We start from the raw sequence: 6,498 nt of genomic DNA on the forward strand, positions 1-6,498 counted from the left end.
GGGCGGGGCTCGGCGACCGCGGGGGCTGCGAGCAGGCGCTGTCCCGCGCGCACAGCCTCTTCGACCGGGGGGTCGGGGACGACGACCCGGAGTGGATGAGCTTCTACGGCCCGGCCGAGCTGGCCGGCCTGGAGGCGCAGTGCTGGTCCGCACTCGGCGAGTGGGAACGGGCCGCGGGGCACGCCCGGCTCGCCGCGGCCATCGCGTCCGCGCAGACCCCGCAGTTCACCCGGAACATCGCGCTCTACACCGCGGAGCTCGCCGACGACCTGGCCCGCGCGGGGTGCCCCGACGAGGCGGCGGAGGCGGGGCTGCGGGTCCTCGCGCTCCTCGGCGAGGTGCAGTCCTCACGCATCCAGTCGATGCTCGCCACCACGGCACGGGTACTCCTGCCGCACCGCAGCACGGCCGGGGTGAGCGAGTTCCTGGAGAGGCACGCCTCCCTGCCGCGCGCGGTGTAGCCGTCCGGGGGCTAGACCAGGTGACCGGTCTCGTTCCACGACTCGACGGCAGGCTCTCCGTAGGCCCAGCCCAGGACCGACAGGGACGTCGGGTTGAGGCGGATGCGGGCGGCGAACTCGATGCCGAGCCCCAGCCAGCGCGCCCCGATGACCCGCAGGATGTGGCCGTGCGCGAAGACCAGCACGTCGCGGTCGGCGCCGCGCGCCCAGTCCACGACCTCGTCCGCGCGCGCGGAGACCTGCGCCAGCGTCTCGCCCTCGGGAACGCCGTCGCGCCAGATGAACCAGCCGGGGCGGACCGCCTGGATGTCGGCGGGGGTCATGCCGTCGTACGCGCCGTAGTCGAACTCCATCAGCGCGTCCCAGGTGGTGGCGCGGTCGCCGAAGCCGGCGATCTCGCAGGTCTCCCGCGCGCGGGACAGCGGGCTCGTGCGCACCTCGACGTCCGGGAGGCCGTCGTAGGGCGCGCGGTGCAGCCGCTCGCCCAGGAGCTTCGCGCCGCGGCGGCCCTCCTCCAGAAGGGGGATGTCGGTCCTGCCGGTGTGCTTCCCGGACAGCGACCACTCCGTCTGTCCGTGCCTGGCCAGCAGGATGCGCGGTGCCATGGGAATCTCTCCAAGTCGTACACATGTCGATCCGGCCACGAGCTCCGGTGACACTTTTGATGCTTTTTACGGACAGCGGGATCCTGCCCCCTCCATCATCACCCACCTGTGGCAGAGCACCCGCCCTGCCTGGCAACCCGGTCGCCGATCTCTGCGTCTAAGACGACCGGGGGATGCCTCGACCACCCCGGCGATCGCCGTAAAGTGAGGCGGCGGTAGACGCCGCATGAACAGAGACGATGGGGGACCTTCCGGATGCCGAAGACCGACGTGCCGGGCACCACGGGCATAACCGGGCACCGGCTCCGCTGGTGGACCGAGCTGCCGCTGATCGTGCTGGTGTACGCCGCGTACTCAGCGGGCCGGCTGATCGTGCGGGGCGACGTCGCCAGTGCCGTCGACCACGGCGTGGGGATCCTCAAGGCCGAGCAGTTCCTGCGTCTCAACGCGGAGAGCCCGCTGAACCGCCTGTTCACCGCCAACGCCTGGATCGGGGTCCCCGCGGACTTCTGGTACGCCTCGCTGCACTACCTCGTCACGCCCGCCGTCCTCGTCTGGCTGTTCCGCAGCAAGGCGGTCCACTACCGGGCGGCACGCGCGTGGCTGATGACCTCCACCATGATCGGCCTGATCGGTTTCACGCTCCTGCCGACCTGTCCGCCCCGGCTGCTGAGCAAGGGCCACGGCTTCGTCGACACCATGGCGCAGTACAGCGACTTCGGCTGGTGGGGCGGCGAGGCGAGCGCGCCGCGCGGGCTCGGCGGAATGACCAACCAGTACGCGGCGATGCCCAGCCTGCACGTCGGGTGGGCACTCTGGTGCGGCGTGATGCTGTGGCGGTGCGGCCGCTCGCCGCTCACGAAGGTGGCCGCCGTCGCCTACCCGCTGATCACCACCATCGTGGTGATGGGCACCGCCAACCACTACTTCTTCGACGCGGTCGCGGGCGCCGCCGTGATGGGCGTCGGGCTGCTGCTCGTGCGGCCCGTGCAGCGGCTCACGGAGCCCGTGACGAACCGCCTGCGGGCCCGCTTCCTGCGGACCGCCGGGCCCTCGTCCGCCACAGAGTCCTCAATTGTCAGTGCGGGGTGCCAGACTTCGACAGGTGAGCGAATTCCCCGACAGCGCAAGCAGAGTGCCCCCCACGGCGCCGAGTCGAGTGCCCGCCCAACCGAAGCAGGACACCCGGCCGAAGCCGGGGACGGCGCTCCGGGTTGGGACCTCCCCCGCTCGAGCGAAGTCGAGAGCTTGGGGAAGGCTCACTGAGCTGCGCGGCGCGGACCTTCCCGCGCGTCCGCTGGATGCCCGGGCGCTGGCCGCGCTCGCGGCCAACCCCGGGTGCGATCGGCGCGCGCTGCTGGACGGCGCGGGCGTGGACAAGACGGCGCTCGCGGAGTCACTGGGCTCGCCCTCCGGCTTCGGCCAGTCCCAGTTCGCTTTCATGCGGGGCAATGCCTTCGAGGCGCGGGTCAAGGCGGACGGCGGCGCGGAGCTGCTGCGGCTGACGCACGGCAGGCTGGGCGGCGGGCCCGAGCCGGTGCCGGGCGAGGCCGCCGTGCCCGACCTGTCGGCGGCGGGCCCCGAGGGGCGCGCCGCGCGGACCGCGCTCGCGCTGCGGGACGCGACCGCGTCCGGCGGCTGGACGCTCCTGGACCACCCCATGCTGGCGCTGGACGTCGCGGGGACACCCGCGTTCCTGGAGCCGGACGCGGTGGTGGTCCATCCGGACGGCGGCTGGACGGTCGTGGAGATCAAGTCCTTCCCGATGATCGACGGCTCGGCGGACGCGGCGAAGGTCGGCGCGGCCGCCCGCCAGTCCGCGGTGTACGCCCTGGCGCTGGAGCAGGTGGCCGAGCGCATGGACCCGGCCCCCCGGGTGCGGCACCACGTGCTCCTGGTCTGCCCGAAGGACTTCTCGAACCTGCCGTCGGCGTCCGCGGTCGACGTCCGCAAGCAGCTGTCGGTGACGCGCCGCCAGCTGGCCCGGCTGACCCGCGTCGAGGACATCGCGGCGGAGCTGCCGCCGGGCACGACCTTCGACGTGCGGCGCCCCGCCGCCGAGCTGACGGCGGCGGTCGAGTCGGTCCCCGCGACGTACGCCCCCGAGTGCCTGGCCGCCTGCGAGCTGGCCTTCCACTGCCGGGAGCGGGCCCGTGAGGAGGGCGAGGTGACGTCCCTGGGCCGGGCGATCCGCGGTGAGCTCGGCGGTCTGACGTCCATCGGCGAGGTGCTCGCGGCCGCCCGCGGCGCGGCGGGCGATCCGGACGACCCGGCGGTGGCCGCGCTGCGCAGGGCGGCGGGGCTGCGGCAGGAGGCGCTCTCCGGCGCGGGTGCCCCGGGGGGTGCGTCGCGCTGACCCCGGACCGGCAGGACCGGCAGGACCGGCAGAACCGGCAGGACCGGCAGGACCCGCGGACGAAAGAGGGACGACCTTGTCGCTGATCGACAGCCTCGCCCGGCTGGAGGCGGTCACCACCGGCCGCGCACAGCCGAGGGCCACGGTGCGGCACCGGCACATCTCCCAGCACCCCCTGGTGCTGGTTCCCCTGATCACCGCGGGTGAGGCGGGCGCGCCGCTCGGCGCCCTGGTCGGGACGGAGCGGACCTCCCCACGGCTCCTCGTCGTGCCCCAGCCCCGCGACCGCGACCTGCGCTTCGCGTTCCTCGCGCAGCTCGCCGAGATCGTCCTGCCGTACGTCGACGGGTACGCGGCGGACGTCGAGGCCGCCGAGCGCAACGAAACCGACCCGGAGACCCGCAAGCGCGTCAAGGTCGAGGTGGAGCTCTGCGCGGACGCCCCGCAGCTGATCGTGCCGAGCCGCGCGGGCATCGACTTCGTCCGGCTGCTGGGCCGCTCCACGCGCTTTCGCCGCACCGCGGAGCAGGACCCCGAGGCGCCCCATCCCGCGCCGCCCCGCGTCCCCCTGCTCGGCCGCTGGCTGACGCACTTCGGGGAGCGCGCCCGCGTTCCCGGGTCGTCCCTGCTCACCGCCATGACCGAGCTGCTCTCCCGGCACTGGGCGACGGGCCAGTCCAGCCTGGAGGACCAGCACCTGGGCGCCCTGCTCGCCTGGATCGAGGCCCCGGAGGGCACCTCGGGCGCCGAGGCCGCGCTCCGCGCCGAGCTGGCCCGCGACGGCGCCGGCCAGCTGCTCTGCCCGCCCGCGGGCCCGGCCACGGACCCGGCGTTCGACAACGACCTGCTGGCCCCCGCCATGGAGCGGTACGACCGCGCGCGGAGCGCCCTGGCGGCCGCCGAGGACGGCGTCGAGGCGGACGAGCGGCTGGCGCGGCTGACCGCCGCCGAGCAGGAGATCCACGCCCTGATCGACTCCAGGACCCGCCCCACCTGGGACGCCGTGTGGCGCGGTCTCGACGCCCTGTGCACGCTCCCCGAGGCCGCGCACGCCACCGACCGGTGGACCCGCGACCGCTGGTCGTTCACCGCCCACCGCGACCGCATCACGGCGGGCGAGCCGCCGCAGCCCCGCGTGGACGACGCGGTCACCGCGGCGAACAAGCTGGCGACCCGCGAGCGCGAGCAGGCCCGCCTCGACGCCCAGGAGGCCCTCGACGACCCCCTGGTGATGGCGGGCCGCCGTCTCGCGGGCGAGGCGTTCGTCGGCGAGGTGACGGAGGTCGTGATGGCGTACAACGAAGCGAAGAGCCCCCGGCCGCGCCCCCTCGTCACCGTCCGCACGGACGACCACCCGCACCTCGGCGAGCGCACGAAGGTGTACCGCGCGCTCGGCGGCAAGCCGCAGACCGCGGAGTTCGTGGCGTACGAGAGCGAGGGCGGCAAGGACGCGGTCGTGCTGCGGATCACCGACAAGATGGGCCGCGGCAAGGAGCCGGAGCCGGGTTCCGTCCCCGGCAAGGGCGACCGGATCTGCTGGACGCTCTTCGAGCACGAGCAGCGCGGCGGCCCCAGGCTGCCCGACCCCGAGGACACCCCGTGGACGCACGGCGGGCCGCCCTCGAACACCGCAGAGAGCCCCGACCCCGTGACCGCGGAGGACACCCTGTGATGCAGCTCGCCCCGCCCGCGGGCGCCTCCTTCGACCCCGGCGCCGAGGCAGCGCGCGCCACGGCGGCGATCCTCCACGACACGCTGCACGGCACGCACCGCGGCGTCGTGGTCGACTCCCCGCCCGGCGCGGGGAAGTCGACGCTCGTGGTCCGCGCGGCCCGTGAACTGGCCGCGGCGGGCCGCCCCCTGATGGTCATCGCGCAGACGAACGCGCAGGTGGACGACCTCGTCCTGCGGCTCGCGGAGAAGGATCCCGAGCTGCCCGTGGGCCGTCTGCACAGCAGCGACCCCGATCCGTACGACAAGGCGCTCGACGACTTGGCGAACGTGCGCAAGTCGACGAAGGCGGGCGACCTCGCGGGCCTGGACGTCGTCATCTCGACGGCCGCGAAGTGGGCGCACGTCGACGCCGAACAGCTCGACGCGCCGTGGGGGCACGCCATCGTCGACGAGGCGTACCAGATGCGTTCGGACGCGCTGCTCGCCGTGGCGGGGCTCTTCGAGCGGGCGCTGTTCGTGGGCGACCCGGGGCAGTTGGACCCGTTCTCGATCGTCGGCGCGGAGCAGTGGGCGGGTCTGTCGTACGACCCGTCGGCGTCCGCCGTGGCGACGCTCCTCGCGCACAATCCCGAGCTGCCGCAGCACCGCCTGCCGGTGTCCTGGCGGCTGCCTGCCTCGGCCGCGCCGCTCGTCTCGGACGCGTTCTATCCGTACACGCCGTTCCGCAGCGGCACGGGGCCCGGGGACCGTGCGCTGAACTTCGCGGTGCCGTCGGACGGTTCGGCTCCCGACCGGGTGATCGACGAGGCGGCGGAGGCGGGCTGGGGCCTGCTCGAACTGCCCGCGCGGAACACGCCGCGCACGGACCCGGAGGCGGTCCGGGCGCTGGCCCAGGTCGTCCGCCGCCTCCTGGACCGTGGCGGCGCCGCCACGTCGGAGCGCGGTCCGGACCCCACGCCGCTCACCGCGGACCGCATCGCGGTCGGCACCGCCCACCGCGACCAGGCGGCCGCGGTCCGGGCCGCGCTCGCGGACCTCGGCGTCATGGACGTCACGGTGGACACGGCCAACCGCCTCCAGGGCCGTGAGTACGACGTGACGGTCGTCCTGCACCCGCTCTCGGGCCGCCCCGACGCCACGGCGTTCCACCTGGAGACGGGCCGCCTCTGCGTCCTGGCGTCCCGTCACCGCCACGCCTGCATCGTGGTCTGCCGGGCGGGCGTAGGCACCCTGCTCGACGACCACCCGTCGACGGAACCAGTCCAACTGGGCGTCACGGTCAAGTTCCCGGACGGCTGGGAGGCCAACCACGCGGTCCTGGCCCGCCTCACGGAACACCGGGTGACCTGGCAACCGTGATCGGCACCCACCCCAACACCGCCCCCGCCGGACGGAGTCCGGC

The 6,498-nt window shown here is 74.4% G+C and carries 6 protein-coding genes; 5 read left to right on the plus strand and 1 reads right to left on the minus strand.

What is annotated here, in order from left to right; genetic code table 11:
• A partial coding sequence (locus tag AOK03_RS36805; protein WP_482256503.1) for an NsdA family TPR-like regulatory protein occupies positions 1-461 on the plus strand: 461 nt, incomplete at its 5' end.
• 11 nt (positions 462-472) lie between these two features.
• Here the strand turns inward: AOK03_RS36805 and AOK03_RS36810 are convergent.
• On the minus strand, positions 473-1,066 hold the full coding sequence (locus AOK03_RS36810; protein ID WP_055569729.1) for a histidine phosphatase family protein: 594 nt from the start codon (positions 1,064-1,066) through the stop codon (positions 473-475).
• A 255-nt stretch (positions 1,067-1,321) separates the two neighbouring features.
• Here AOK03_RS36810 and AOK03_RS36815 point away from each other — a divergent pair, with 255 nt between their 5' ends.
• From AOK03_RS36815 to AOK03_RS36830, 4 genes are all read left to right on the plus strand, one after another.
• Positions 1,322-2,332: a phosphatase PAP2 family protein gene (locus AOK03_RS36815; protein WP_055569730.1), complete on the plus strand. Its 1,011-nt coding sequence runs from the start codon at positions 1,322-1,324 to the stop codon at positions 2,330-2,332.
• Between the two features lies 1 nt (position 2,333).
• Positions 2,334-3,422, plus strand: coding sequence for a hypothetical protein (locus AOK03_RS36820; RefSeq protein WP_055569733.1), 1,089 nt, complete (start codon positions 2,334-2,336; stop codon positions 3,420-3,422).
• A 76-nt stretch (positions 3,423-3,498) separates the two neighbouring features.
• Complete coding sequence (locus tag AOK03_RS36825; RefSeq protein WP_055569731.1) at positions 3,499-5,094, plus strand: hypothetical protein; 1,596 nt, start codon at positions 3,499-3,501, stop codon at positions 5,092-5,094.
• Complete coding sequence (locus tag AOK03_RS36830) at positions 5,094-6,455, plus strand: AAA domain-containing protein (RefSeq protein WP_055569732.1); 1,362 nt, start codon at positions 5,094-5,096, stop codon at positions 6,453-6,455. Before AOK03_RS36825 ends, AOK03_RS36830 begins: the two co-directional genes overlap by 1 nt.
• The last annotated feature ends 43 nt before the right edge of the window (positions 6,456-6,498 follow it).

The sequence above is a fragment of the Streptomyces atriruber genome (assembly GCF_001418325.1).
GTDB lineage: Bacteria > Actinomycetota > Actinomycetes > Streptomycetales > Streptomycetaceae > Streptomyces > Streptomyces atriruber.

What these genes read in the sequence shown, in the direction of transcription:
- AOK03_RS36815 (WP_055569730.1), top strand. Translation starts at nt 1,322, where the DNA reads ATGCCGAAGACCGACGTGCCGGGCACCACGGGCATAACCGGGCACCGG.
- AOK03_RS36830 (WP_055569732.1), top strand. Translation starts at nt 5,094, where the DNA reads ATGCAGCTCGCCCCGCCCGCGGGCGCCTCCTTCGACCCCGGCGCCGAG.
- AOK03_RS36810 (WP_055569729.1), bottom strand. Translation starts at nt 1,066, where the DNA reads ATGGCACCGCGCATCCTGCTGGCCAGGCACGGACAGACGGAGTGGTCG.